Annotated in this window: 24 protein-coding genes; 14 read left to right on the top strand and 10 right to left on the bottom strand. The window is 72.7% G+C overall.

The window, feature by feature from the left end; all coding sequences use genetic code 11:
* The first annotated feature begins 196 nt into the window (after positions 1 to 196).
* Together ACYUD3_RS35195 and ACYUD3_RS35190 are read left to right on the top strand one after the other, a co-directional pair.
* Positions 197 to 1,402, top strand: a complete 1,206-nt coding sequence (locus tag ACYUD3_RS35195; RefSeq protein ID WP_470979395.1) for a cytochrome P450 — start codon at positions 197 to 199, stop codon at positions 1,400 to 1,402.
* Positions 1,402 to 1,608 carry a ferredoxin gene (locus tag ACYUD3_RS35190; protein WP_470979392.1) on the top strand — a complete coding sequence of 69 codons (207 nt, stop codon included), beginning with the start codon at positions 1,402 to 1,404 and terminating at the stop codon, positions 1,606 to 1,608. The genes ACYUD3_RS35195 and ACYUD3_RS35190 overlap by 1 nt, the downstream gene beginning before the upstream one ends.
* A 64-nt stretch (positions 1,609 to 1,672) precedes the next feature.
* Here the strand turns inward: ACYUD3_RS35190 and ACYUD3_RS35185 are convergent, their stop codons facing one another.
* Both ACYUD3_RS35185 and ACYUD3_RS35180 read right to left on the bottom strand, forming a co-directional pair.
* Positions 1,673 to 2,881, bottom strand: a complete 1,209-nt coding sequence (locus tag ACYUD3_RS35185; protein WP_470979389.1) for a cytochrome P450 family protein — start codon at positions 2,879 to 2,881, stop codon at positions 1,673 to 1,675.
* Between the two features lie 68 nt (positions 2,882 to 2,949).
* Positions 2,950 to 4,140, bottom strand: a complete 1,191-nt coding sequence (locus ACYUD3_RS35180) for a DUF418 domain-containing protein (RefSeq protein WP_470979386.1) — start codon at positions 4,138 to 4,140, stop codon at positions 2,950 to 2,952.
* Positions 4,141 to 4,322: 182 nt separating this feature from the next.
* Here ACYUD3_RS35180 and ACYUD3_RS35175 point away from each other — a divergent pair, with 182 nt between their 5' ends.
* Positions 4,323 to 4,982, top strand: coding sequence for a response regulator (locus ACYUD3_RS35175; protein ID WP_470979383.1), 660 nt, complete (start codon positions 4,323 to 4,325; stop codon positions 4,980 to 4,982).
* Positions 4,979 to 6,115: a sensor histidine kinase gene (locus tag ACYUD3_RS35170; RefSeq protein ID WP_470979381.1), complete on the top strand. Its 1,137-nt coding sequence runs from the start codon at positions 4,979 to 4,981 to the stop codon at positions 6,113 to 6,115. The genes ACYUD3_RS35175 and ACYUD3_RS35170 overlap by 4 nt, the downstream gene beginning before the upstream one ends.
* 66 nt (positions 6,116 to 6,181) lie before the next feature.
* Here ACYUD3_RS35170 and ACYUD3_RS35165 read toward each other — a convergent pair whose 3' ends face one another.
* Positions 6,182 to 6,811, bottom strand: coding sequence for a TetR/AcrR family transcriptional regulator (locus ACYUD3_RS35165; RefSeq protein ID WP_470979378.1), 630 nt, complete (start codon positions 6,809 to 6,811; stop codon positions 6,182 to 6,184).
* Positions 6,812 to 7,047: 236 nt separating this feature from the next.
* On the opposite strand from ACYUD3_RS35165, the gene ACYUD3_RS35160 reads away from it, so the two are divergent.
* Positions 7,048 to 7,752 carry a hypothetical protein gene (locus tag ACYUD3_RS35160; RefSeq protein ID WP_470979375.1) on the top strand — a complete coding sequence of 235 codons (705 nt, stop codon included), beginning with the start codon at positions 7,048 to 7,050 and terminating at the stop codon, positions 7,750 to 7,752.
* A 48-nt stretch (positions 7,753 to 7,800) separates the two neighbouring features.
* Here the strand turns inward: ACYUD3_RS35160 and ACYUD3_RS35155 are convergent, their stop codons facing one another.
* From ACYUD3_RS35155 to ACYUD3_RS35125, 7 genes are all read right to left on the bottom strand, one after another.
* A complete protein-coding gene (locus ACYUD3_RS35155) occupies positions 7,801 to 8,556 on the bottom strand; it encodes an ABC transporter ATP-binding protein (protein ID WP_470979372.1) in 756 nt (251 codons plus the stop codon).
* 3 nt (positions 8,557 to 8,559) lie between these two features.
* Positions 8,560 to 10,200, bottom strand: a complete 1,641-nt coding sequence (mdlC, locus tag ACYUD3_RS35150) for a benzoylformate decarboxylase (RefSeq protein WP_470979369.1) — start codon at positions 10,198 to 10,200, stop codon at positions 8,560 to 8,562.
* Positions 10,197 to 10,979 carry an ABC transporter permease gene (locus ACYUD3_RS35145; protein WP_470979366.1) on the bottom strand — a complete coding sequence of 261 codons (783 nt, stop codon included), beginning with the start codon at positions 10,977 to 10,979 and terminating at the stop codon, positions 10,197 to 10,199. The genes mdlC and ACYUD3_RS35145 overlap by 4 nt, the downstream gene beginning before the upstream one ends.
* Positions 10,976 to 11,767: an ABC transporter permease gene (locus ACYUD3_RS35140; protein ID WP_470979363.1), complete on the bottom strand. Its 792-nt coding sequence runs from the start codon at positions 11,765 to 11,767 to the stop codon at positions 10,976 to 10,978. The genes ACYUD3_RS35145 and ACYUD3_RS35140 overlap by 4 nt, the downstream gene beginning before the upstream one ends.
* Positions 11,764 to 12,729 (bottom strand): ABC transporter substrate-binding protein, encoded by a 966-nt coding sequence (locus tag ACYUD3_RS35135; RefSeq protein WP_470979360.1) that lies wholly within the window; start codon positions 12,727 to 12,729, stop codon positions 11,764 to 11,766. Before ACYUD3_RS35135 ends, ACYUD3_RS35140 begins: the two co-directional genes overlap by 4 nt.
* A 60-nt stretch (positions 12,730 to 12,789) precedes the next feature.
* Positions 12,790 to 13,995, bottom strand: coding sequence for a cytochrome P450 (locus ACYUD3_RS35130; RefSeq protein ID WP_470979357.1), 1,206 nt, complete (start codon positions 13,993 to 13,995; stop codon positions 12,790 to 12,792).
* Positions 13,996 to 14,102: 107 nt separating this feature from the next.
* Positions 14,103 to 14,858 (bottom strand): class I SAM-dependent DNA methyltransferase, encoded by a 756-nt coding sequence (locus ACYUD3_RS35125; protein WP_470979354.1) that lies wholly within the window; start codon positions 14,856 to 14,858, stop codon positions 14,103 to 14,105.
* A 161-nt stretch (positions 14,859 to 15,019) separates the two neighbouring features.
* Here ACYUD3_RS35125 and ACYUD3_RS35120 point away from each other — a divergent pair, with 161 nt between their 5' ends.
* From ACYUD3_RS35120 to ACYUD3_RS35080, 9 genes are all read left to right on the top strand, one after another.
* Positions 15,020 to 16,336, top strand: coding sequence for an MFS transporter (locus ACYUD3_RS35120; protein WP_470979351.1), 1,317 nt, complete (start codon positions 15,020 to 15,022; stop codon positions 16,334 to 16,336).
* Between the two features lie 20 nt (positions 16,337 to 16,356).
* Positions 16,357 to 17,022 carry a response regulator transcription factor gene (locus ACYUD3_RS35115; RefSeq protein WP_470979514.1) on the top strand — a complete coding sequence of 222 codons (666 nt, stop codon included), beginning with the start codon at positions 16,357 to 16,359 and terminating at the stop codon, positions 17,020 to 17,022.
* Between the two features lie 14 nt (positions 17,023 to 17,036).
* On the top strand, positions 17,037 to 18,098 hold the full coding sequence (locus ACYUD3_RS35110) for a TAXI family TRAP transporter solute-binding subunit (RefSeq protein WP_470979348.1): 1,062 nt from the start codon (positions 17,037 to 17,039) through the stop codon (positions 18,096 to 18,098).
* A gap of 44 nt (positions 18,099 to 18,142) precedes the next feature.
* Positions 18,143 to 18,832 (top strand): M24 family metallopeptidase, encoded by a 690-nt coding sequence (locus ACYUD3_RS35105; RefSeq protein ID WP_470979346.1) that lies wholly within the window; start codon positions 18,143 to 18,145, stop codon positions 18,830 to 18,832.
* Positions 18,832 to 19,773 carry a LysR family transcriptional regulator gene (locus ACYUD3_RS35100; RefSeq protein WP_470979343.1) on the top strand — a complete coding sequence of 314 codons (942 nt, stop codon included), beginning with the start codon at positions 18,832 to 18,834 and terminating at the stop codon, positions 19,771 to 19,773. Before ACYUD3_RS35105 ends, ACYUD3_RS35100 begins: the two co-directional genes overlap by 1 nt.
* 105 nt (positions 19,774 to 19,878) lie before the next feature.
* Positions 19,879 to 21,033 carry an NAD-dependent formate dehydrogenase gene (locus ACYUD3_RS35095; protein WP_470979340.1) on the top strand — a complete coding sequence of 385 codons (1,155 nt, stop codon included), beginning with the start codon at positions 19,879 to 19,881 and terminating at the stop codon, positions 21,031 to 21,033.
* A gap of 124 nt (positions 21,034 to 21,157) precedes the next feature.
* Entirely contained in the window at positions 21,158 to 22,186 is a 1,029-nt protein-coding gene (locus ACYUD3_RS35090) for an enoyl-CoA hydratase/isomerase family protein (protein ID WP_470979337.1), read from the top strand.
* A 221-nt stretch (positions 22,187 to 22,407) separates the two neighbouring features.
* On the top strand, positions 22,408 to 23,484 hold the full coding sequence (locus tag ACYUD3_RS35085) for a LacI family DNA-binding transcriptional regulator (protein ID WP_470979334.1): 1,077 nt from the start codon (positions 22,408 to 22,410) through the stop codon (positions 23,482 to 23,484).
* Between the two features lie 134 nt (positions 23,485 to 23,618).
* Positions 23,619 to 24,974 (top strand): ABC transporter substrate-binding protein, encoded by a 1,356-nt coding sequence (locus ACYUD3_RS35080; RefSeq protein WP_470979331.1) that lies wholly within the window; start codon positions 23,619 to 23,621, stop codon positions 24,972 to 24,974.
* Position 24,975: the final 1 nt, after the last annotated feature.

Below are 24,975 nucleotides of genomic sequence, written 5' to 3'. Positions count from 1 at the left end.
CAGGCGGAACAGGCTCCTGTAGCCGACCGGGATGACCGGCGTACCCGGCCCGCTCCGTCCCGGCCCACCCCTGGCCATGGCGACGGGATCGGGCCATTCAGGGTGCGTGCATCATGCACCCTTGATGCATGATGCACATCTGAGTAGCGTCCGTAGGACGGTGAGCCGTACTTCCCTCCCTCTCAGGAGACGCACGATGTCTGAAGCCGACGAGACCCTCCGCTTACCTTTCCCCTCCGCGGGCCCCCTCGCGCCGCCTCCCGTGTGGGAGGAGCTGCGCCGGGAGTGCCCGGTCGCCAAGGTCCAGCTGCCCAGCGGTGACGAGGCCGCCTTCCTCTCCCGCTACGACGACGTCCGCGCCCTGCTGGGCGATCCCCGCTTCGCCCGCCCCACCCCCGGCGACGGCGCCGCCCGCATCGCCCCCGAGGGCGCCGGCGGACCCGCCTCCGACGGCGACTTCGGCCGCAGGGTCCCCGAACAGGGCGAGGAGCACCAGCACTGGCGCCGCCAGGTCGGCAAGTACTTCACCGCCAAGCGCATGACCGCGCTGCGCCCCGGCATGACCCGCACCGCCGAGGACCTCCTCGACGCCATGACCCGCGACGGCGCCCCCGCCGACCTCAAGGCCGGCCTCGCCTTCCCGCTCCCCGTCTACGTCATCTGCCACATCCTCGGCGTCCCCGCCGACGACCGCGACCGCTTCTCCGCCTGGTCCGACGCGTTCCTCAACGTCAGCCGCTTCACCCTGGAGGAGAGCAAGGCGGCGTACGACGAGTTCTCCGCGTACATGTGCGGCCACCTCCGCCAGGTCCGCGAACACCCCGGCGACGACCTGCTGAGCATGCTCGCCACCGACGCCGACGGCATGTCCGACGAGCTGCTCGAAGGCACCGCCATGGGCCTGCTCGTCGCCGGGCACGAGACCACCGCCAACATGATCGGCAAGATGGTCTGCATGCTGCTCGCCGACCGGCCCCTGTGGGAACGGCTGCTCGCCGAGCCCGGACTGGTGCGCACGGCCGTCGACGAGGCGCTGCGCCTCGACGCCAACCTCGGCTTCGGCCTGCGGCGTTACCTCACCGAGGACGTCGACCTCGACGGCGAGCTGCTGCCGCGCGGCACCACCGTCGTGTGCAGCATGCCCGCCGCCAACCGCGACGAGCGGATGTTCCCCGAGCCCGACGAGATGCTGCTGTCCCGCAGCCCCAACCCGCACCTCACGTTCGGCGTCGGACCGCACTCCTGCATCGGCCAGTCCCTGGCCCGCACCGAACTCCAGGTCGCCCTGGAAGTCCTCCTGCGCAAGCTGCCCGGCCTGCGCCTGGCCGTCCCCGCCGCCGAACTCAAGCCCCTGGAAGGGCTGTTGGTCGGCGGGCTGAGCGAGGTCCCCGTGGAGTGGTGATGAAGACCCTCAAGATCATCGCCGACCAGGACAAGTGCTGCGGCTCCGGCAGCTGCGTCCTGATCGCCCCCGAAGTCTTCGACCAGCGCGAGGAGGACGGCATCGTCACCCTCCTCGACGCGACCCCCGGCCCCGCCCAGGCCTCAGCCGTCCGCGAGGCCGCCGCGGTGTGCCCGGCGGCGGCGATCGAGGTGCAGGAGATCTAGCGCCACCTCCACCCCGCCTTCCCGGGTATCCGCACCGCAGACCCGGGAGGGCGGCTCGCGGCCGTCAGAAACGCACCGGAAGCGCCGTCAGTCCGCGCGCCCGCATCGACGGGCGCCACGTCAGCTCCGCCGGATCGGCGTCCAGCGCCAGCTCCGGGAAGCGGTCGAGCAGCACGTTCAGCGCGATCTCCGTCTCCAGCCGGGCCAGCGGGGCGCCCAGGCAGTAGTGGATGCCGTGGCCCAGGCCCAGCTGGCCGGTCGCGTTGCGCGTCACGTCCAGCTCGTCGGGGGCGGCGAAGCGGCGCGGGTCGCGGTGGGCGGCGGCCAGCGACACCAGGACCGTCTCACCGGCGGGGACCGTCACCCCGCCGATCGTCACGTCCTCGACCGGGAAGCGCCGGATGGCGAGCGGCGCGGGACCGTCGAAGCGGAGCAGTTCCTCCACCGCCCCCGGCACCAGCCCCCGGTCCGCGCGCAGCGCCGCCAGCTGACCGGGGTGGGTGAGCAGCGCGAGGACCGCGTTGCCGATCAGCTGGACCGTGTTCTCGTACCCGGCGAACAGGATGAGGAAGGCCAGCGACATCAACTCGTCCTCGGACAGCCGGTCGTCGCCGTCCTCGTCGCGCACCGCGATCAGCGCCGACAGCAGATCGTCGGCGGGCTCGGCGCGCTTGGCGGCCAGCAGGCCCGTGAAGTAGCCGAGCATCGCGCGCACCGCGTTCTTGGCGTCCTGCGGGCGCGCCGGGTCCGGCGACACCAGAGTGTCCGTCCACGCCTTGAAGTCCACGCGGTCGCCGGGGCCCACGCCCAGCAGTTCGCAGATCACCGTGATCGGCAGCGGCGTCGCGTAGGCCGCGATCAGGTCGGCCCGCCCGTCCGCCGCCACGGCGTCCAGCAGCCGGTGCGCCATCGCCGTCACCGGCTCACGCAGACCCGATATCCGGCCCGGCGTGAACGCCTTCACCACCAGGCGGCGGATACGGGTGTGGTCCGGCGGGTCCATGTTCAGCAGGTTCGCGTCCAGCGCCGGCGGCAGCGCGAGCCCCCGGTAGCTCCCGGGCTTCGCATGGCGTTTGTCCAGCGACAGCCGGGGGTCGGCGAGCGCCGCGCGCGCGTCCTCGTACCGCGTCACCAGCCACGCGGGCAGCCCGTCCGTCCCGGCGATCCGGTGCACCGGGCCGGCCTCCCGCAGCCGCGCGTACACCCCGTACGGGTCGGCGAGCAGCTCCGCCGGTTCGGCCGCGGGCGTCTGACGGGGTGTCGAAGTCGTCATGGGACCACCCTAGAGGGCGGCACTGACAACGCCGCACGCGCCGGCCGCCGGACCCGCCCCCGCCGCGCTCAGCGCACCAGTTCCGCCGGCTTCGTCGCCTTCCCCAGCAGCCACTCCAGCGGGCCGCGCCGGAAGCGCAGGGACCACACCACCGCGAACACCGACACCGTCACGACGAACGTCATCAGCCAGGTCAGCGACAGCGGCGACTCCTCGCCTATGCCGAAGAAGTAGATTCCGGCGACGTGCAGGACGTACGCGGTCAGGGACATCGAACCGACCGCTATGACCGGCCGCGCCAGCCGGCGGAAGCGCGCGGACGCGTCCACGGCGGCCAGGCAGCCGGCCAGGACGGCGAGCGCGACCCCGGTGTTGGCGACGATCGACAGCGTCGTCTCACTGTGCGGCGACGCCACCAGCAGCTCCGCCCGCGTGGCCCCGACCGGGTACCCCCACGTGTCCGACCACCACGCCGACCCGACCGGCCCCCACGCGCTCCCGGCCAGCTTCCCCAGCGCCCCCGGCACGAGATGCAGCGCCAGCCAGGACCCGGCGTACCCGATGACGGCCAGCGCGCCGCCGGTGACCGCCAGCCGCACGCGCACGGCGGCGTCGGCCAGGTCGAGCCGGGCCACGGCCATGCCCGCGACGACGAACGGCAGCCAGGTCAGCGCCGGGTAGCTGCCCGTGAACAGCAGCGAGAGCAGACCGTCGGCGTCCGCCGGCCACACCCATATCCCGCCGGTGTCGGCGGCGCGCAGCGCCTGCTGTACCGGCCACAGCACCTGCGGCAGGACCAGCGCCCCGGCCGCCGCGACGAGCGCGAGCGCGCGGGCGCCGAGCCGGTGCAGCGGGAGGACCAGCAGGAAGTACAGACCGTAGAAGGCGAGGATCACCTCGACGGTCGTCCCCGCCATGGTGAGCGCCGTGCCCAGGACCAACAGGACCACCGCCCGGATCACGACCTTCGCGACGGCCCGCCGGCCCGCCGTACCCGTCCTCGGGACCCGGCGGCCCGTGATCAGCATGACCGAGAAGCCGGCCAGGAACGCGAACAGCGCCGAGGACCGGCCGTGGGCCAGCTCCATCACCGAGCCGACGACACCCCCCTCGGCCGGGTCCGGGCCGACGTGCGCGGCGAACATCCCGAAGACGGCGAGCCCCCGGGCCAGGTCGACACCGACCAGCCGGGCGCCCGGAGGGCGGCGCTCCGGTACGGCGGGCGCCGCGAGCGTCGTGGAAACTGCGTTCTGGGTCATGCCGTCCAGCCTCCGCGCCGGGCCCGCCCGGACGTACCCGGCAGGTGTCCGCCGCCGCCCCGCCACCCGGTGGGAAACCGCCCCCCGACCGGGGGGACGCTCCCGGCCACGCCCCTGACCGGCCCGTTTCGGGCGTACCGTCTTCTTCGACAGACATCGGACGGCGAGGCGAGGCGGAACACGTGATCAGGGTGACGGTGGTCGACGACGAGGCCCTGGTGCGGTCCGGTTTCCGGCTCATCCTGAGCGCGGCCGACGACATCGAGGTCGTCGCGACCACGACCGGCGCCGAAGCCGTCGACACCGTACGGCGCGAACGCCCCGACGTCGTCCTGCTCGACATCCGGATGCCGGACGTCGACGGGCTGACCGTCCTCGGCCGGCTGCGCGCGCTGCCCGAGCCGCCGGTCGTGGCGATGCTGACGACGTTCGACGCCGACGAGTACGTCCTGACCGCCCTCAGCTCCGGCGCGGCCGGCTTCCTCCTGAAGGACACCGAACCCGACCAACTCGCCCAGCTGGTACGGACCCTGGCGGCGGGCGGGGTCGTCATGTCACCCAAGGCGTCCCGCGCCGTCTGGCAGAGCCACCCCGGAGCCGCTGCCGCCTGCGACGAGGAGGCCGGCAGGGTCTCCCGGCTCAGCGAACGCGAACGGGAGGTCCTCGTACTGATCGCCGAAGGCCTCTCCAACGCCGAGATCGGCAGCCGCGTCCACCTCAGCGCCGGCACCGTCAAGGACCACGTCAGCGCCATCCTCGCCAAACTGCGCGTCGGCGGCCGGGTCCAGGCCGCGCTGCTCGCCCAGCGCGCGGGACTGCTCGACGGGGGAGCGCAGCGATGAGCGCGGGCCGTGCGCCCTGGTGGGCGCGGCTCCCCGAACCCGCCGTCGACGCCCTCGTCGTCGTCGTGGCCGTCGCCGACGCGCTGATCGCCCTCAGCGGCGAAGTCTCCACCACGACCGTCACCTGTTCCGTCATCGCCTGCCTCGCGCTCGTCCTCAGGCGCCGCCACCCGCTGCCCGTGTTCCTGCTCACGCTGCCCGCCAGCCTGATGCTCGACCTCATGTTCGCCCCGCTCGCCGCCCTGTTCACGCTCGCCGAACGCTCCCGCGACCGGCGCCTGCTCTCCGGCTGCGCGTTCCTGTTCGCCGTCGCCTCCGCCGCGCCCTGGCCACTGGACATGGTCTCCGCGCGCGACCGCGCCTGGACGGTCGTCTACTTCGCCTACACCGCCACCACCTCCGCCGCGCCCGTCCTCCTCGGCCAGCTCGTCCAGACCCGCCGCGACCTGAGCCGCCGGCTCGCCGAGATCGAGGAGGCCAGGGAGCACGAACGGCTGCTGCACGCCCAGGCGGTGCTGGCCCGCGAACGCGCCCAGCTCGCCCGCGAGATGCACGACGTCGTCTCCCACCAGGTCAGCCTCATCGCCGTACAGGCCGGCGCCCTCCAGGTCGCCGCCCGCGACCCCGACGTCAGACAGGGCGCCCGTACGATCCGCTCGCTCAGCGTCGACACCCTCGACGAACTGCGCCACATGGTCACCCTGCTGCGGGCCTCCGGCGGCCGGACGACCGAACTGAGCCCGCAGCCCACCCTGGCCGACCTGCGCCGCCTCATCGACACCAGCGGCATCGACACCGAGCTGACCGGCACACTCCCCGCCGACATCGGCACCCCCGCCCAGCGGGCCGTCTACCGCACGGTCCAGGAAGCCCTCACGAACGTCCGCAAACACGCCCCCGGCGCGTCCGCGAAGGTCGAGCTCTGGCACCTCCCGGACGCCTTCGGCGTCACCGTCACCAACACGCCCCCGACCCGCCCGTCCCTCCCGCTGCCCAGCGCCCGCCACGGCCTGGTCGGGCTGGGGGAGCGGGCCGAACTCCTCGGCGGGACACTGGAGTCGGGGGTGACGGCGAACGGGGGGTACCGGGTGGTGCTGCGGGTGCCGGGGGGTGCGGCGGGGCGGGCGCATTAGCCGGGCGCCGGACGGGGAGCGCCCGGGCGGCCCGGGAGTCGTCGGGTCTTGGGGGCGCCCGTCGGATCAGGAGGCCCCCGTCAGCCCCTCCAGCATCCTCTGCCGCTGCTCCGCCGACAGCGGCCCCACCGGCAGCGGGTGCGCCGCCTCCGCGCGCAGGCCGTCGAGGGCGAAGGCGAGGTGGCGGCGCCAGTGGTCCGGCGCGCTCGTGCGGGAGGCGCGGGCGAGGACGCCGTTGGAGCACAGCAGGGAGAGGAGGTCGTCGGCGGTGAAGTCGCCGCGCAGCGAACCCTCTTGACGGGCGCGGGCGATGATCCGGTCGGAGACCTTGTGGGTCTCCTCGCACACCGACATCAGGCGGGCGGCGCCCGGATAGCGGCCCGTCACCACATCGCCGATCGCCGGCTCGGTCGCCTGGAGCCCGCAGATCTTCTCGACGTAGGCCACGAAGCCCGCCCAGGCGTCCTCCTGGGCGAAGGCGTGCTCGGCGGCCTCCTTGAGGCGCAGGGCCGCGAGGTCGACGGCGACCTCGTCGATCAGGGCCTCGCGGGTGCCGAACAGGTTGTAGAGGGTGCCGTGGCTGACGCCGGCGCGGCGCGCGATCTCCTTCAGGGGCGCCTGGAGGCCGCGCTCGCGGAAGACCTCGGCGGCGGCTGCTCGCAGCTTCTCCGCGTTGCGTTGCGCGTCGGCCCGCATCAGGTGTCCCTCCTGGTCCTGGGTGAGATCGGGGTTGGCCGTCCCATCGTCGCATCCGGCGGCCGAAATGATCCTGACCCCAAGGTCAGGTTCTCTCGCCGGTACGCGCGGGGATCGGCGTCCGCCGGCTCGGAGTGATGAGGGGGCGTCCGTCTGTGCTACCGGCCCGGGACGTGTCGCGCCGCGGGGGCGGGGCAGCATCCGCTCAGCAGTCGCTCGTCTCTGAGGGGTCGTCAATGAGTGTGTTGCGTCGCGCCGTTCCGCTGGTGGCGCTGTCCTGCCTCGCGCTGGCGGGGTGTTCGTCCTCCGGGTCGGGATCGGGAGGGGAGACGGTGCGGGAGAAGGGGCCGTCCGCCACAGGGGCGTCGGGTGCGGCAGGGGCTTCGGGTGCCGCGAAGGCTTCGGGTGCGCCGGGCGCGCCTGCGGACATCCCCCAGGGAGCGGGGCCGCAGACGACGTACACGGTGCAGCAGCAGCCCCCCGCCGGCAGCTGCCACTACCGGTACGAGAACGGTGAACCGCTGCCCGACCTCAAGTGCACCCCGGGCGCGACCTCGCCGGCGGTGACGCAGGCGAACCTGGCGACGACGATCTGCCGCAAAGGCGGCTACACCGGGGGCATCCGGCCGCCGACGTCGATCACCGAGAAGGAGAAGCGCCTGAACGCCGCCGCCTACGGCTACACCGGCAGCCTCGCCGACGCCGAGTACGACCACGACATCAGCCTCCAGCTGGGCGGCGACCCGAACGACGCCCGCAACCTCTGGGTGGAGCCGCCCGACCCGGGCCACAAGCCGGGGACGGGGGTCAACAACTTGAAGGACCCGGTGGAGACGAAGCTGCACACGGCCGTCTGCTCCGGCAAGGTCACGCTGAAGGCGGCGCAGCAGGCCATCGCCACCGACTGGACCACCGCGCTGAGCAAGCTCGGGCTGACCTGAGAGCGCGGGCTTTCGGAGGGGGCGGAGCCGAGCAGATTTCCGCCCCCCTCAACGTCCTCCCCCTCGTACCGCCCGCCCCACCTCCGTCCGCAGCGCGACGAAAGCGGGTGAGGCGCGCGTGGTGAGCTGGTCGCGGACGGGCGGGAGGGGGACCGGGAAATCGTGGGTGATGCGGGCGGCGGGGCCGGGGGAGAGGGTGATGACGCGGTCGGCGACGTAGACGCTCTCGTCGATGTCGTGGGTGACGAAGAGGATGGTCGTGTCGTCGGTGCGGTGCACCTGGAGGAGGAGGTCCTCCAGATCCTCGCGGGTGCCCGCGTCCAGCGAGCCGAAGGGCTCGTCCATGAGGAGCAGCGAGGGGCGGCAGACCAGCGCGCGGGCGATGGCCACGCGCTGCTGCATCCCGCCGGAGAGCTCACCGGGGCGCCGGCGGGCGGCGCCGCGCAGGCCGACGCGTTCGAGGATCGCCTCGGCCTCCGCGCGGCGCGCGGCGCGGCGCAGCCCCCGGCGCCGCAGCGGGAGGGCGACGTTGTCGCGGACGGTGAGCCAGGGCAGCAGCGAGCGGCCGTACTCCTGGAAGACCACCGCGAGCCGGTCCGGGACGCCGGTCACCGGGGTGCCGTCGACCGTGACCGTGCCCTCCTGCACGGGCAGCAGACCGGCGATGGTGCGCAGCAGCGTGGACTTGCCGCAGCCGGAGGGCCCGACCACGCTGACGAACTGCCCGCCGGGCACGGTCAGGCTGATGCCGTCGAGGACGCACTGATCCCCGAACCGCCGGCTGATGGACTCCAGACGCAGCATCCCTCACCTGGCCCAGGGGCCGTACGAGGGATCCGTGCCGTCTTCGTCCAGGGGACCGTACAAAGTGCCCTCGTCCCCGGTCACCGGCACGTGCAGCAGGAAGGGCCCGGCGTCGTCGCCCCGCCCCAGGGCGTCGTCCAGGGCGGCCGGCAACTGCCCGGCGTGCTCGGCGCGGGCGGCCGGGCAGCCCAGGGACCGGGCGAGGGCCGCGAAGTCGATGCCCGAGACGTCCGCGCCGGGAACGGACGGGACGCCGATGCGCCGGCCCAGCGCGCGGACGGCCGCGTAACCGCCGTTGTCCAGCAGGACGTAGGTCACCGGCGCCCTGTGGCGCACCGCGCTCCACAGGGCCTGCACCGAGTACATCGCCGAGCCGTCCCCGACCACGCACACCACCCGGCGCCGGTCGGCGAGCGCCCGGCCCACCGCGAGGGGCAGCCCCCAGCCCAGCGCCCCGCTGCCCGTCGTGAGAAAGCCGCCGCTCGACACGACGGGCACGCGCGCGTGCAGCGCGTCACGGTGACTCGGCGCCTCCTCCACGAGCACCCGGTCACGCGGCAGACGGGCGCGCAGCAGATCGAACAGCGACTCCGCGCGGATACCCCCCTCAGCGCGGGCTTCGGCAGGCACCGCCCGAGGCGGCGGCGCGGCCCGCTCCGGCTCCCGCAGCAACCCCGTCAGCCGCTCCAGCGCCGGCCGCAGCGTGGTGACGATGCTCGTCCCCGTGGGCAGCCACGCCGCCTGCCCGGGGTCGCAGTCCAGGTGGAACAGCTCCGTGCCGGGCGCGAGCGGCGGCCCGTCGTCCGCCACGTGGTACGTGAACACCGGTGCGCCCAGGGCCACCACGACGTCGTACGGCGCGAGGCGCGCGGCCAGGGGGCGGGCGACCGGGGGCAGGAAGCCCTGGAACAGGGGATGCGACTCGGGGAAGCCCGAGCGGCCGGAGAGCGGGCTGATCCACACCGCGGCGCGCAGCCGTTCGGCGAGCGCGCGGACCTGGTCCTGCGCGTCCTCGTCGTCGACGCCGGGGCCGACCACGAGCGCGGGGCACACGCTGGCCGTCAGCCGGGCGGCGAGCGCGTCGAGGGCGGCCGGGTCGGCGGTGAAACCGGAGTGGACCGCGCGGGGGACGACGGGTTCGGCGGGGCGGTCCCAGTCGTCCTCGGGCACCGACACGAACACGGGTCCGCGCGGCGGCGCCATCGCGATCCGGTACGCCTCGGCGAGCACGGCGGGCACGTCCTCGGCGCGCTCCGGCTGGCGCGCGTACTTCACGTACGGGCGGGGGAACGCGGCCGGCTCGTCGGCGCCGAGGAACGGCCGCAGCTGGATCAGCGAACGCGACTGCTGGCCCGCCACGATCACCAGCGGCACCCGGTCGCGGAAGGCGTTGAAGACCGCGCCGAGCCCGTGCCCCACCCCGCCCGCCGAGTGCAGCGCGACGAACGCGGCCCGCCGGGCGCCGACCGCCCACCCGGCCGCCATGCCCACGGCCACGGACTCCTGGAGCCCCAGCACATAGGTGAAGTCCTGCGGCCAGTCCCGCAGCATCCGCAGCTCCGTGGAGCCCGGATTGCCGAACACCGTCGTCATGCCGGTGTCCCGCAGCAGCTGTACGACCGCCTCGCGGACCGTCGTCGTCATGGCGTACCCGCCTTCCCTGTGAGCCGTCTCTCGACCGCCAGCAGTCCGGTGTTGAGGAGATACCCGAGCGCGCCGAGCAGCAACAGCGCCGACCAGACCGTGAGCAGGTCGGAGCGGGACTGGGCGTCGGTGAGGGTGAAACCGATGCCGTCGGCGCTGCCCGGCAGCAGCTCCGAGAACACCATCAGGATCAGGCACAGCGACAGGCTGAGCCGCAGCCCCGCGAAGATCCGGGGCAGCGCCGAGGGCAGGATCAGAAACCGCAGCCGTTCGGCCGCCGTCAGCCGCAGCACGGCCGCGACCTGGAGCCGCAGCGGATCGGTGGCGCGGGCTCCCTCGGCCGAGTTGACCAGCACCGGCCACACGGCGCTGAACGCGATCGACGCGATCTGCATGGGCGTACCGACGTCCAGGACGACGACGAACACCGGCACCAGCGCGGGCGGCGGCACGGCCCGCGCGAACTGGAGCACCGGGTTGCACAGCGCGTACGCCAGGCGCGAGCGGCCCACCGCGATCCCCAGGGCCACCCCGGCGACCGCGGCGAGCGCGAACCCCGCCGCCATCCGCCCCAGGCTCGGCAGGATGGTGCCGACGGCGTCCGGGGTGAGGAACAGCCAGCCGGCGGGACCCGAGAACCACAGGTCGTGGGCGTGCCGGGCGATGCGCAGCGGGGGCGGGAAGTACACGCTGCGCACCGCCCGGGCGGCCAGCTCCCAGCCGAGGACGGCGAGGAGGAGGACGGACCAGCGCAGGAGGAAGGGGACGGTGGCCCTCACGACCTCAGCCCCCCTCTCCCCGCCCCGGATTCCCCGGCCCACCCGAATATCCTGCGCTCCACCCCCACCAGCACCCCGTTGACCAGCAGCCCCAGACCGCCCGCCCAGACCACCCCGGCCAGCACGTCCCGCGTGCCGTCCGTCTCGTTCTGGGCCTGGGCGATGAAGATGCCCAGACCCTCGCCGAAACCGGAGAGGATCTCGGTGGCCACCGCGAGGATCAGGGCGACGGCGGCGGAGATCCGCACGCCGGCGGCGATGAACGGGGCGGTCGCCGGGAGATCCACCCGCAGCAGCACCGCGAGCCGGCCGAACCCGAACGCACGCAGCGTGTCCCTGGCCAGCGGATCGGTCTCGCCGAGGCCGTACACGGTGTTGAACAGCACCGGCCACAGCGACGCGTACACGATCAGCGTGACCTCCGTCCGGGTGCCGGAACCCAGCAGCAGGGACACCAGCGGGATCAGCGCGACGGACGGCAGGGGCCGCAGGAACTCGATCACCGCGCGGACGGCGGCCTCGGCCACCGGCACCGAGCCGAGCAGCAGCCCCAGCGGCACGGCGAGCGCGCAGGCGATCGCCAGGCCGAGCGCCCAGGCCCGCAGGGTCACCGCGACCCCGTCGAGGAACACGGGGTCGCCCGCCAGCCGGACGGCGCGGACCAGGACCTCGGACGCCGGCGGCAGATAACTGCGCCGGACGATCCCCGACCGGGCCACCGCCTCACACACGGCGAAGACCGCCGCCGCGCCGAGCAGACCGAGCAGGAGTTCCCGGCGCCGGGTCATTTCACCAGCAGCGGTGCCGGGTCGACGTCCTTGCTCAACAGCCCTTGCGCGCGCATGAGTCGGACGAGCCGGCGGAGGGCGGCCGGGTCGGCGGCCGGCGGGTAGTCCGGCAGGCGGATCGACGTGGCCTCGGCCGCGCTCACCTTGGCGTACTCGGGCAGGACGGCGCGGACCGCCGCGGAATCGCCGGCGGCCAGCGCGGACGCCGCCTCGATCGCACGCCGGAAACCCGACGCCGCCTGCGGGTCCTTCTTCACGAAGGCGGCGGTGGTGACGTACCCGCTCGCGGGCAGCCCCCGCGCAGGATCCGAGCCGCCGTCGAGCAGCACCCGCGCGCCCAGCTCCTTGCGGATCGCCGTGTCGAAGGGCTCGACCGAGTGGACGGCGTCCACCTGGTTCCGCTCCAGCGCGGGGCCCATCTGCGGGAACGGGATCTGCCGGTAGACGGGCCGGCCGAGGCGGCGGGCGTCGAGGATCGCGTTCAGGGTCAGGGACTGGATGTTGTTGAGCACGGCGACGCCGACCGTCTTGCCGGCGAGGTCGGCCGGTGACTTCAGCGCCGAGTCGCCGGGGACGAGGACGTCCATCATGTGCGGGGCGATCCGTATGCCCTCGGCGAGGATGCGCAGGTCCAGGGTGCCCTTCTCGTACGCCTGGAGATAGGTGACGTAGTTCGCGCTCGCGATGACGTCGACCTGGCCCTTGAGCAGCGCGGGCAGCGCCTGGACGCTCTGCTGCACGGGCCGCACCCGCACATCGAGCCCCTCCTTGGCGAACAGCCCCCGGTCCCGGGCCAGGTAGAGGGCGGCGGAGTCGGTGAGCGGCAGCGCGGCCACGGTCAGCCGCCGCCTGCCGTCGTCACTGTGCGACGTTCCGCTCCCGCAGCCCGCCAGGGTCAGCGTGACGGCGGTGACGAGCGCGGCGAGGCGTCCGGTTCGCGAACGGGATCGGCGTAAAGGCACGACGGCAACTTACCCAGTATTGGCATGATCACTACAGTCTCGTCCGTCTGCTCCCCCGGATCACCAGGTCACCGGCAGCTCATGGACCCCGTACACCAGACTGTCCGTCTTGAAGCGCAGCGACCCCCGGTCGGCGGCCAGTGCCAGCGTCGGGATGCGCCGGTACAGCGTGCCGTACACGACCTGGAGCTCCATCCGGGCCAGCTGCTGCCCCAGGCACTGATGGACACCGAACCCGAAGGCGACATGCCGCCGCGCGTCCCGGGTGACGTCGAGCCGGTCGGGGTCCGGGAAGACCTCGGGGTCACGGTTGGCGACCTCCCCGGCGAGTACGACGCCCTCGCCCGCGCGGATGGTCACCCCGCCGACCTCGATGTCCGCCAGCGCCACCCGGCGCCGCCCCGAATGCGTGATCGTCAGATAGCGCAGCAACTCCTCGACGCCCGCGAGGAGTTCGGCGCCCTGCGCGTGCCGCAGCGCCGCCAGCTGCTCCGGGTGCTCCAGCAGGGCGAGCGTGCCCAGCGAGATCATGTTCGCCGTCGTCTCGTGCCCCGCGACCAGCAGGAGCACGCCCATCTGGGCCGCCTCCCGCCGCGTCATCTCCCCGGGCTCCACCCGCTCCCGCAGCAGCATGGTCAGCAGATCGTCGCCCGGCCGCTCCCGCTTGACGTCCAGCAGCCCGTCCAGATAGTCCGTGAGCCGCCCCGACGCCGCCGCGACCTCCTCGGGGGCCGCGTCCCAGCGGACCTGGATCCTGGTGTTCTCCTGGAAGAAGTCGTGGTCCTCGTACGGCACGCCCAGCAGCGCGCAGATCACCAGGCTCGGCACCGGCAGCGCGAACTCCCGTACCAGATCGGCCGGTTTGGGCCCGGCGAGCAGGGCGTCGAGCAGTCCGTCGACGATGTCCTGCACCGCGGGCCGCAGCGCCTCCATCCGCTTGAGCGCGAACGGCGCCGTCACCATCCGGCGGATGCGCGCGTGCTCGGGGTCGTCCATGCCGAGGAACGTGGACGGCTGCACCGCCTGGCCCGCGCTGCGCAGCGGGAAGCCGGGGCGGCCGGGTTCGGCGCTCAGCCGGGGGTCGCCCAGCAGGGCGCGCAGCTGGTCGTGGCGGGTGACCACCCAGGGGGTGCTGCCGTCCCACAGCCGCACCCGGGCGAGCCGCGGCTCCTCCTGGAAGGTGCGCAGCCGCGCGGGCGGGTCGAAGGGGCAGCCGGCGGGGCGGGGCATGGGGAACGCGGGGATGTCGGGGAGCGTTTCGGTCATGAGGGGGCTCCGGTTCACGCAGTTTTAGATGCCTTAGGCAACCTAGCCGGTGAGGGTGGGCCGTAAACGGCGAAATATGGACAGCGCCGTTCCCCTGAGCGCGCCGCTTACTCGGGCAGCCGGTACACCGACACGTGCGACGCCGACTCCGCAGTGAACTCCCCTCCCGTCCAATCGGCGTGCCGCGACTCCAGCCCGAACCCCGCCAGTTGGGCCATCAGATCCAGCTCCGCCGGCCACACGTACCGGTGCGGGCTGCGGAACAGCCGCGCCTGATCGCCGTCTTCGTCGTAGTGGACGTGGTGCGAGACGACCCGCTGGCGCAGCACGTCGTACGTGTCGAAGCCGACGTAGCCGGGCTCCGCGTTCCACACCGTCGCCGTGCGGCCCGGCGGCAGCGTGCGCAGTTCGGGGACCCACAGCTCGATCACGAACCGGCCGCCGGGGGCGAGATGGCGGGCGGCGTTGCGGAAGCACTCCACCTGCGCGGACTGGGTGAGGAGGTTGGAGATCGTGTTGTAGACGAGGTACACGAGCGTGAACTCGCCCGGCACCCGCGCGCTCGTCATGTCGCCGATCACCACCGGCAGCGCCGACTCCCCGGCCTTCGCCCGCAGTTGACCGACCATCGGGCGCGACAGCTCGATCCCGCTGACCGGCACCCCGCGCGCGGCGAGCGGCACGGCGACCCGGCCCGTACCTACCGCGAACTCCAACACCGGGCCACCGCCCGCGAGTTCGGCCAGCCTCTCGACGGTGGGACCGAGGACCTCGGGGGCGAACATGCCCGTCCCCGGGGTGTCGTACCGGCGCGCGGTCGCCGCGTCCCAGAGCTTCTCCTGCGTGAATGTCTCTGTGGTCATCACCGCCCACGGTCGCGACCCGGTCCCGCCGCTGTCCAGCGAATTACCGGCAGCCACCCATCCGCCCTAAGGGACTGTTAGGACTTCGCCGGTGATCTTGTACGGCACCCGCCCGCCCCCCGATCCTTTGTGGTTCCGAGCCGCTGACAAGGGAGTTGGGGATGGCGACACACGACACGGCCGCACCGGAACGAGGCAAGGGCCACGACGAACGCAGGGTCGCGGGCAACATCGTGCGCGGCTCGATCGGCAACCTGATCGAGTGGTACGACTGGTACGCGTACACCGCCTTCAGCGTGTACTTCGCCGCCGCGTTCTTCCCCTCCGGCGACCAGACCGCCCAACTCCTCAACACCGCCGCCGTGTTCGCCGTCGGCTTCCTCATGCGCCCGATCGGCGGCTGGATCCTCGGCCGCTACGCCGACCGCCGCGGCCGGCGCGCCGCGCTCACCCTGTCGGTGACCCTGATGGCGGCCGGCTCCCTCATCGTCGCGCTCACCCCGTCCTACGGCACCATCGGCGTCGCCGCCCCCCTCCTGCTCGTCACCGCCCGCCTGCTGCAAGGCATCTCGGTCGGCGGCGAGTACTCGACCTCCGCGACCTACATGTCGGAGGTCGCGACACCGGGCAAGCGCGGCTACTACTCCAGCTTCCAGTACGTCACCCTCATCGCGGGCCAACTCACCGCGCTGGGGCTCCAGATCATCCTCCAGTCGGTCCTCAGCGACGGGCAGATGGAGTCCTGGGGCTGGCGCGTCGCCTTCGTCGTCGGCGCGGCCGGCGCCGTCGTCGTCCTGTGGCTGCGGCGCGGCATGGACGAGTCGGAGAGCTTCGAACAGGAGGCCCACACCGACGGCCGCGGCAGCCTGCGCACCCTGCTCAGCTACCCCCGCCAGTGCCTGGTCGTCGTCGGCCTCACCATGGGCGGCACCCTCTTCTTCTACACCTACACGACCTACCTCCAGAAGTTCATGGTCAACACCAGCGGCATCGCCAAACCCACCGCCGCCTGGATCAACTTCTGCGCCCTGCTGGTCTTCGTCTGCCTCCAGCCCCTCATGGGCCGCCTCTCCGACCGGATCGGCCGCCGCCCCCTCCTCATCGGCTTCGGCGTCCTCGGCGCCCTCGTCGTCGTCCCCTCCCTCACCCTCCTCTCCCGCACCAGCAACCCCTACGCCGCGTTCGGCCTCATGGTCGTCCCCCTCGCCATCAGCTCCCTCTACACCTCCATCAGCGCCGTCGTGAAGGCCGAACTCTTCCCCACCGCCATCCGCGCCCTCGGCGTCGGCCTCCCCTACGCCCTCACCGTCGCCGTCTTCGGCGGCACCGCCGAGTACATCGCCCTGTGGTTCAAGGACGCCGGACACGAGAGCTGGTACTTCTACTACGTCACCGCCTGCGTCCTCGTCTCCCTCCTCGTCTACATTCGGATGCGCGAGACATCGCAAGGGTCGCCGCTGGACGAACGCGGCCGATGAACGGAAGCGGGGGAGTGTCCGTGCGGGTGCTGCTGGCCGAGGACGACGACGGAGTGGCCGACGCGCTCACCGAGTCCCTCTACGACAACGGCCACCACCCCGCCCGGGCCCGGCGCGGCGAAGAGGTCCTCGCCCGCCACCGCCAGGCCGACCTCATCCTCCTCGACCTCGGCCTGCCCGACCTCGACGGCCTCGACGTGCTGCGCAAACTCCGCGCGGTCAGCTCCCTCCCGGTCCTCGTGCTGACCGCGCGCGGCGACGAACGCTCCGTCGTCCGCGCCCTGCGCCTCGGCGCCGACGACTACCTCGTCAAACCCGTCCGCCTCGCCGAACTCCTCGCCCGCATCGACGCCGTGGCCCGCCGCTCCACCGCCCCGACCGTCCCGGCGCCCACCGCGCGCACCGCCCGCTCCGGTGACGTCGAGGTCGACATCGGCGCCCGCCGCGTCCTCGTCGCCGGCCACGAAGTCCGCCTCACCGCCAAGGAGTTCGCCGTCCTGGCCGTCCTCGCCGCCCGCCCCGGCGCCGCTGTCAGCCGCCAGCAGCTCATGGACGAGGTCTGGGGCGACGCCTACCTCGCCGTCTCCCGCTCCCTCGACGTCCACATCACCCAGCTCCGCGCCAAACTCGGCCGCCCGGACGCCCTGACCACCATCCGGGGGTTCGGGTATCGGTTCGGGGGGTGAAGGGGGGTCAGGGGGTGGGGACTTTGCGGGGTGCGGCGTCTTCGCGAGGTGCGGCTTCGGTCTCGCGGGGTGCGACTCCCGCTCGCCGTACGCTTCTCGGCCTCACCGGCGCCGCCCTCCTCGCCGCCGCCATCAGCGCCGACGCCCGCCACGCCGACCCCGGCCCCGCCGGTGTCGTACGCGTCGCCACCGGTGAGAGCGACGGGTTCTACACCGCCTTCGGGCGGCTGCTCGCCGATGAAGTCGGCGCCGTGTACCCGCGGTTGGGCTGCGAGGTGGTCCGCAGCCAGGGGAGCGTGGACAACATACGGCTGCTGCACGCCGGGAAGGCGGACGTGGCGCTGGCGCTGGCCGACATCGCGTGGGCCGCGTACGACGGGGCCGCGCCTTTCCAACTCCCGGTGCCCATGCGGGCGATCGGGCGGGTGTACGAGAACTACGCCCAGCTCGCCGTCCGTTCACACTCGACGATCCGCAGTGTCGCCGACCTCGCCGGGCGCACCGTCTCCCTCGGCGCCCCGGCCTCCGGGGGTGCCGTGCTCGGTGAACGGCTGCTGAAAGCGGCGGGGTTGACGCCGGTCACCGGCGAACACCTGCCGGAATCCGCAGAGTTGGGGCGAGCCCCCGAGGTGCGCGTCCGGTACCTGCTGATGCCGGAAGCCGGACAGGCCATGCGGGCCGGGGTCATCGACGCCCTCCTCGTCGCCGGCGGCGTCCCCCTGCCCGTCCTCGCCACGCTCGCCGCCGCCCCCGGCATCCGGCTGCTCCCGCTCGCCGCGCTGCTGCCCCGGCTGCCGGGCAGAGCCGGCGTCGAGGCCGTCACCGTGCCCGCCGGCGCCTACCCGGGCACCCGCGAGGTCACCACCATCGGCGTCGCCAACCTCCTGCTGTGCCGCCCCGGACTGCCCGCGCCGATCGCCGCCGCCCTCACCCACGTCCTCGTCCGCCGCGCCGGCCGCCTCGTCCCCGCCGCCGCCCTCGGCACCCAGTTCCTCGACGCCCGCAGCCTCATCTCCACCGGCCCCGTCCCCCTCCACCCCGGCGCCGTCACCGCCTACCGCGCCCTGCACGGCTGAACCCCCCGTTGCCGGAAACGATCTAGACGGCTACGTTCGCTGACATGGCGGACGACGAACCCACACGCGCCCAGCGACTCCTGGACGCCCAGGCCAAAGCCGTACGGCTCTTCGCCGAGGTCGAGGCGCGCGGCCTCATGGCCCCCGGCGCGGGCGAGCGCGAGGTGAGCGACCGCATCCGCGACCTCGCCAACGAGATGTTCGGCACCACCAAACACTGGCACAAACGCATCGTCCGCTCAGGACCGCACACCCTCGCGCCCTACAAAGAGAACCCGCCGGACCGTCAAATAAGCGCCGACGACATCGTGTTCGCCGACTTCGGGCCCATCTTCGAGGAGTACGAGGCCGACTTCGGCCGCACCTTCGTCCTCGGCGACGACCCCGGCAAACACCGGCTGTGCGCCGACCTCCCCGAGATCTTCAAGGCCGGCCGCCGCTATTTCGAGAGCGAACCGGACCTCACCGGCGCCGCCCTGCACGCCGAAGTCGCCCGCCTCGCCGCCGAGTCGGGCTGGGAACTCGGCGGCTGGCACGCCGGCCACCTCGTCGGCGAGTTCCCGCACGAACGCATCGACGGCGCCGACACCGAGTCGTACGTCACCCCCGCCAACACCACCCCCATGCGCCGCACCGACAAGGCAGGACGGCGCTGCCACTGGATCCTGGAAGTCCATCTCATCGACAGGCAAAGGGAGTTCGGCGGGTTCTACGAGGAGCTGCTCACCCTCTGATGCTGCTGCGCCAGCTGGAGTACCTCGTCGCACTCGCCCGCGAACGGCACTTCGCCCGCGCGGCGGCCGTCTGCTACGTCTCCCAGCCCTCCCTGTCGGCCGCGATCCGGCGCCTGGAACAGGAGTTGGACGTCCCCCTCGTGCGCCGCGGCCACCGCTACGAGGGACTCACCCCCGAAGGCGAGGTCGTCCTGGCGTGGGCGCACCGCATCCTCGCCGAACAGGACGCCCTGCGCCAGGAGTTGTCCGCCCTGCGCGGCGGACTCACCGGCACCCTGCGCCTCGGCGTCGTCCCCACCGCGTTACCCGTCGCCTCCCTGCTCACCACCCCGTTCTGCGACCGCCACCCCCGCGCCGCGGTCACCCTGGAATCCCTCTCCTCCGCCCAGATCACCCACGGCCTCGCCGAGTTCGAGCTGGACGCGGCCATGACCTACCTCGACGACGATCGCCTCCGCCAGGTCCGCCGCTTCCCCCTCTACGAGGAACGCTACGTCCTGCTCACCCCCGTCGACGGCCCCCTCGGCGCCGCACCGGGCCCCGTCCGCTGGGCCGAAGCCGCCGCGTTACCCCTCTGCCTGCTCTCCCGCCGGATGCGCAACCGGCGCATCATCGACGAGTGCTTCGCCGCCGACGGCGCCGAGGCCACCCCCGCGATCGAGACCGACAGCGTCGCCGGACTCTACGCCCACCTCCCCGGCGGACGCTGGTCCAGCGTCGTCTCGCACGCCTGGCTGCACCTCTCCGGCGTCCCCGACCGGATGCGCGTCGTCCCTCTCCAAGGGCCCGCGCACGGACCGCGCGTCGGCCTCGTCGCCGCCCGCGGCGAACCCCAGTCCGTCCTCGCCGCGGCCCTCCTCGCCGTCGCCCGCGAAGCCGGCGTGCGCGAGGCGCTCGACGAGCGGCTGCGCAGCCATCTCGACGGCAGGCCGCCGGCTTGATAGTTGCCGGCTATCCACACATAAACAAGAACGCTTTGACCGGCGCGGACACCCCCGAGGATCGTGGAACTCACCTTCCCACCACGCCAGTTGAGGAGCCGCGACATGGCCAAGGTGCTCTGCGTCCTGTACGCCGACCCGACCGAAGGACAGCCCGCCGCGTACGCCCGCGACGACATCCCCGTCATCGACCGCTACCCCGGCGGCCAGACCGCCCCCACCCCCGAGGCCCTCGACTTCACCCCCGGCCACCTCCTCGGCAGCGTCTCCGGCGAACTCGGCCTGCGCGCCTGGCTGGAGAAGGCCGGCCACACCCTCGTCGTCACCTCCGACAAGGACGGCCCCGCCTCCGTCTTCGACCGTGAACTGCTCGACGCCGACATCGTCATCTCGCAGCCGTTCTGGCCCGCCTACCTCACCCCCGAGCGGATCGCCGCCGCGAAGAACCTCAAACTCGCCGTCACCGCCGGCATCGGCTCCGACCACGTCGACCTCGACGCCGCCGTCGCACGCGGAGTCACCGTCGCCGAAGTGACCTACTCCAACAGCATCAGCGTCGCCGAACACGTCGTCATGATGACCCTCTCCCTCGTCCGCAACTACCTCCCCTCCCACCAGGTCGTCCTCGACGGCGGCTGGAACATCGCCGACTGCGTCGCCCGCTCCTACGACCTCGAAGGGATGCACGTGGGCACCGTCGCCGCCGGCCGCATCGGCCTCGCCGTACTGCGCCGGCTCGCGCCCTTCGACGTCAAGCTGCACTACACCGACCGGCACCGGCTGCCGCGCGAGGTCGAGGAGGAACTGGGGCTCACGTTCCACGCGAGCACCGCCGAGATGGTCCCGCACTGCGACGTCGTCACCATCAACGCCCCGCTGCACCCCGAGACCGAAGGGCTCTTCGGCCAGGAGCTGCTGGGCACGATGAAGCGCGGCGCCTACCTCATCAACACCGCCCGCGCGAAGATCGTCGACCGCGACGCCGTGGACCGCGCCCTGCGCAGCGGGCGGCTCGCCGGATACGCCGGCGACGTCTGGTACCCGCAGCCCGCCCCCGCCGACCACCCCTGGCGCACCATGCCCCACCACGGCATGACCCCCCACATCTCCGGCTCCTCCCTCTCCGCACAGGCCCGCTACGCGGCCGGCACCCGGGAGATCCTGGAGAGCTGGTTCGCGGGACGGCCGATCCGGGACGAATACCTGATCGTCGACGGCGGCCGGCTCGCCGGGACCGGGGCACACTCCTACTCGGTCTGACCGCTTCCGGGACGCGGTGTTCCGGAGTACGCAGCCCCCGGCGCGGACGGCCCGATCGCTGAACTACCGTGGCGGGAAGATCGTCCGCGCCGCGTGGGCCGACCGGCCCTGGAAGGAACCACCGATGACCGACGTCCTCCTCCGCACCGACGGCCGGGCCGCCCACCTCGTCCTCAACCGCCCCAAAGCCCTCAACGCCCTGAACCACGGCATGGTCCGCGCCGTCGACGCGGCCCTGACCGCCTGGGAGCACGACCCGGCCGTCGAGAGCGTCGTCGTCACCGGCGCGGGGGAGCGGGGCCTGTGCGCGGGCGGCGACATCCGGGTCGTCCACGACGACGCCCGCGACGGCGACGGCACCGCCTCAGCCGCGTTCTGGGCCGACGAGTACCGGCTGAACGCCCGCATCGCCCGCTACCCCAAGCCGTACGTCGCCGTCATGGACGGCATCGTCATGGGCGGCGGCGTCGGCATCTCCGCGCACGGGAGCGTCCGCATCGTCACCGAACGCTCCCGCGTCGCCATGCCCGAGACCGGCATCGGCTTCGTGCCCGACGTCGGCGGCACGTACCTGCTGGCCCACGCCCCCGGCGAACTGGGCACCCACCTGGCGTTGACGGGGGCTCAGGTCGGCGCGGCGGACGCGGTGCTGTGCGGCCTGGCCGACCACTACGTCCCCTCGGCGGCCCTCCCCGCGCTCCTCGCCGACCTCGCGCACGTACCGCCGAACGAAGCCGTAGCCCGCCACGAACACCCTCTCCCGCAAGCCGAGTTGCCCGGACAGCGGACCTGGATCGACACCTGCTACGCCGCCGACACCGTCGAAGAGATCACCGACCGCCTCCTCTCGCACGGCGACACCGCGGCCAAAGAGTCCGCCGAAACCCTGTCCCGCAGATCCCCGACCTCCCTCAAGATCACCCTCACAGCCCTCCGCCGAGCCCGCCGGATGACGTCACTGGAACAGGCACTGAACCAGGAGTTCCGCATCGCCTGCCGAATGCTCGCCGTCCCCGACCTGGTCGAGAGGGTGCGAGCACAGGTGATCGACAAGGACCGCAATCCGCGGTGGACACCGGGGACGTTGGGGGAAGTCGGCGATGTGGAGGGGTTCTTCGCGTCGCTGGGGGCGGGGGAGTTGGGGTTGGGCTGAGGGTTGGGCTTGTCGCGAGTCTTGACGGGGGTGTTCTGACTGCGTAGACATGTCAGCGCAGTCATGACTACGTAGTCATAGCGGGACGGACATGTCTACGCAGTCATGTCTACGCAGTCATGTCAGCGTAGTCATGACTACGTTGACATGACTGCGCAGTCACACCCGCAATGTCTGAAATCATGTACAGCCACAGACGGACAGTTCGGCCAGGAGGTGTCATGACACGCGGTGCAGGACGAGGGGCGGGTCCCACGGCGGCGCGGAGTGTGGATGTGGCGCGGATGGCCGGGGTGTCGCAGAAGACGGTGTCGCGGGTGTTCAACGACGAGCCGTACGTGTCGGTGGACGTGCGGCGCCGGGTGCTGGAGGCCGCGGAGCGGCTGGGGTACCGGCCGAACAACGCGGCGCGGGTGCTGGCGTCGGGGCGGACGCGGTCGATCGGCGTGGTGACGCTGGGGACCGCGCTGTACGGGCCGGCGTCGCTGCTGATGGGTGTCGAGCGGGTGGTGCGGGACACCGGGTACGCGCTGCACGTCGTCAACACCGTGGAGGGCGACGCCGCCGGGCTCGCCGGTGCCGTCGAGTCGCTGCTGAACCAGGGCGTGGACGGGATCGTCGTGTCCGAGCCGATCGACGAGTCGGACGGGGACGAGTACGCGGACGGCGACGTCGGCGAGGCCCTGGCGCTCGACGTGCCGGTCCTCGTCCTGGGCTCCCCCTCGCCGGTGATCTCACCGAACGTGCTGGTCGCCGGGGAGGGCGCGGACGTGATGGCGCGGGCCGCCACCGAGCACCTCTTGGACCTCGGCCACCCGACGGTCCATCACCTCGCCGGACCGCAGCGCTGGTACGCGGCCCGTGACCGGCTGGACGGCTGGCACGCCGCGCTCACCGGCCGGGGCGCGTGGCTGCCGCCGGTCGTCAAGGGCGACTGGTCGGCGCCGTCTGGCTACCGGGCGGGACTCGAACTCGCCCGAAGCCCCGACGTCACCGCGGTGTTCGCCGCGAACGACGACATGGCGATCGGCCTGATCCGCGCGCTCACCGAGTCCGGGCTGCGGGTCCCGGAGGACGTCAGCGTGGTCGGCTTCGACGACATCCCGGTCGCCGCCTACGTCACCCCGCCCCTGACGACCGTACGGCAGCCCTTCGACACCGTCGCCCAGGACGGTCTGAAGCGGCTCGTGCACGCCATCGAGAACCCCGGCGCCCAGCCGCTGGCGACGGGCATCCCGCCGGTCGACCTGGTCGTACGGGCCTCGACCGGCCCCGCGCGGATCACGACGACCGGCTGAGCCGCAGCCCCGCACACGGGCCGGCACCCCGGCCCGTGACCCCTGCCTGAACACACCCCCGTACCGGCACCTCCCTCACCCCCGCGCGCCCTCGCCCGGCGCTCATCTCCCCATCCCTTCGGCGGGAGTTCACCATGCCCGAAAACAACCCTCTGAGCCGCAGAGCCTTCCTCGCCGCCACCGGAGCCCTCACCCTCACCGCCTGCGGCGGGCGCTCCGGTCCGGCGATCCGCACCGAACCGGTCACCCAGGCCGACATCGACAAGGCGATGAACACCCGGACCGAGCTGACCTTCTGGACCTGGGTCCCGAACATCGAGAAAGAAGTCGCCCTCTTCCGCAAGAGGTACCCGGCCGTCAGGGTCCGGATCGTCAACGCGGGCCAGGGCACCCCGCAGTACAGCAAACTCCGCACCGCCCTCAGGGCGGACAGCGGCGCCCCCGACCTGGTGCAGATCGAGTACCAGGCCATCCCCACCTTCACCATCACCGACAGCCTGCTGGACCTGCGGTTCTACGCCGCCCCCGGCCTCAAGTCCCGTTTCGTGGAGTGGACCTGGGGCCAGGTCACCGGAACGGGCGGCCAGATATGGGCGATCCCGCAGGACACCGGCCCCATGGGCATGCTCTACCGCAAAGACATCTTCGACCGGCACGGCATCCAAGTCCCGCGCACCTGGGACGAGTTCGCCACCGCCGCACGTCAACTCCACCGCGCCGACCCGGACATCTACCTCACCAACCTCGCCGCCGGCCAACCCGCCGCCTGGCACGGCCTGTTGTGGCAGGCGGGCGGCAAACCCTACGTCAGCCGCACCCGCGGCGAGATCACCATCAGCGTCGACGACACCGTCTCCCGGAAGCTCGGCGCCTACTGGGGCGGCCTCGCCGAGGAACAAGTCATCGGCGTCGAACCCGACTTCACCGACTCCTGGTACGCGGCCCTCAACAAAGGCACCTACGCCACCTGGCTGACCGCCGCCTGGGCGCCCGCCTTCCTCACCGGCTCCGCCAAAGCCACCGCCGGCAAATGGCGCGCCGCCCCGCTGCCGCAGTGGGACCCGGCGAAACCCGCCTCCGGCAACTGGGGCGGCTCCAGCACCGCCGTCGTCCGCTCCACCCGACACCCCATCCAGGCGGCGGTGTTCGCCCAGTTCCTCAACAGCGACCCAACCAGCGCCAAACTCTTCGCCACCGAACAGTTCCTCTTCCCGGCGACCAAAGCCCTCCTCGCCGACCCCTCCTTCACCGCCGACGCGCCCTCCTTCTACGGCGGCCAGCGGGTCAACCAGGTCTTCGCCGACATCAGCACCACCGTCGACCCCGCCTTCCAGTGGCCCCCCTTCCTCGACCAGGCCGCCACCGACTGGACCGAGACCGTCGGCACCTCCCTCGCCGACCGCACCAACACCGAGGCAGCCCTGACCAGTTGGCAAAAACGCCTCACGTCGTACGCGAAGAGCCAGGGCTTCACGGTCGAGGGGAGCTGAC

The sequence above is a fragment of the Streptomyces sp. AMJ-169 genome (assembly GCF_055597585.1).
This window is presented reverse-complemented; position numbering and strand designations above follow the sequence as displayed.